At 72.1% G+C, this 1,701-nt stretch carries 1 protein-coding gene; it reads left to right on the top strand.

Annotation, left to right across the window (positions count from 1 at the left end; genetic code table 11):
* Positions 1–1,701 (top strand): acyltransferase domain-containing protein (locus tag G6020_RS09215; RefSeq protein WP_182610409.1); only part of this gene is annotated, 1,701 nt, incomplete at both ends.

Here is a 1,701-nt window from a genome sequence, read left to right as displayed (position 1 = left end):
TGCCGCCAGCAGCGGGTGTCCACCTCGCTCATCGCGCCGCACGACATGACCGCCTTCGCGCTGGTCTCCGGCGACCACAACCCCATCCACGTCTCCGACACCGCGGCCGACCTCGCCGGCCTGGGCGGCGTGATCGTCCACGGGATGTGGCTCTCGGCCGCCGCGCAGCACGCGGTCCAGGCCTCGGACGGGAAGACCCCCGCCCTGCGGATCGCCGGCTGGACCGCCCGCATGCTCGCCCCGGTCCGACCGGGCGACCACATCAAGGTCCGTGCCGTCCAGACCGGCCGTCTCGCCGGCGGCCAGGTCCTCGAGGTCACGTGCACGGTCGACGGTGCCACCGTCATGGCCGCCACCGCCCTGACCGAGGCCCCGCGCACCGTCTACGCCTTCCCCGGCCAGGGCATCCAGGCCAAGGGGATGGGCATGGAGGGACGCACCCGCTGCCCGGCCGCCCGCGAGATCTGGGACCGCGCCGACGCGCACACCCGCGAGGCCCTCGGCTTCTCCATCCTGGCGCTGGTCCGTGAGAACCCGACCGAGGTGACCGTCCGTGGCACCGTCCACCGGCATCCCGACGGCGTGCTCTACCTCACCCAGTTCACCCAGGTCGCCATGGCGTGCCTCGCGGTGGCGCAGCGCGCCGAGCTCGAGGCCGACGGGTTGTTCATCGACGGTGCCTACTTCGCCGGCCACTCGATCGGCGAGTACGACGCTCTGGCGGCCATCTCCGGCACGCTCGAGCTCGAGCCGCTGCTGGAGATCGTCTTCCAGCGCGGAGCGACCATGCACGAGCTGGTCCCGCGCGATTCCGAGGGCCGGTCCGACTACCGGATGGCCGCGATCCGGCCGTCGCAGATGGGCATCGGCGACGACGAGGTCGTGGACTGGGTGGCCGCCGTGGCCGAGGACTCGGGTGAGTTCATCGAGATCGTCAACTACAACCTCGCGGGATCCCAGTACGCGCTGGCCGGCACCGTCGCCGGCTGCAAGGCGCTGGAGAAGGCCGTCGAGCGTGAGCTCGAGCGGTCCGGGGGCAAGAACGCCTTCATCCTGGTGCCGGGCATCGACGTGCCCTTCCACTCCACCGTCCTGCGCGGCGGCGTCCCGGACTTCCGGGCCACCCTCGACGCGCTGATCCCGCACGACATCGACATCTCGGTGCTCGTGGGCCGCTACATCCCCAACCTGGTCCCGCGCCTGTTCAGCCTCGAGCGTGACTTCGTGCAGGAGATCGCCGACCTCGTGCCGGCCGACTCCCTCGCCGACGTCCTGGCCGACTGGGACTCCTGGTCTGCCACCCCGACGCGTCTGGGACGCCTCCTCCTGGTCGAGCTGCTGGCCTGGCAGTTCGCCAGCCCGGTCCGCTGGATCGAGACCCAGGAGCTGCTCTTCACGCCCGTGGAGCGCGGCGGACTCGGCATCGAGTGCTTCGTCGAGGTCGGTGTGGCGAACGCCCCGACCGTGGCGAACCTCGCCTCCAAGACCCTCGACCTGCCCACGCACCGGGGCCCCCGCGCCCAGGTACTCAACGTCGAGCGCGACTCGGCGGCGTTGTACGGCACCCTGCCGCCCAGCGTGGAGGTCGACGACGACGACTCGGTGGACGCCACCGAGTCCACCACCCCGGCCGCCGACCAGGCGGCCCCCACAGACCCCGCACCGGCCGTCAACACCCCCGGCACGGCCGGTGCGGACCGA

It is taken from the genome of Dietzia sp. B19 (assembly GCF_014145155.1).
In the GTDB taxonomy this organism is placed as follows: Bacteria; Actinomycetota; Actinomycetes; order Mycobacteriales; family Mycobacteriaceae; genus Dietzia; species Dietzia natronolimnaea.
Note: the sequence above shows the minus strand (reverse complement) of the source record. Positions and strands in the feature narration are given on the sequence as shown.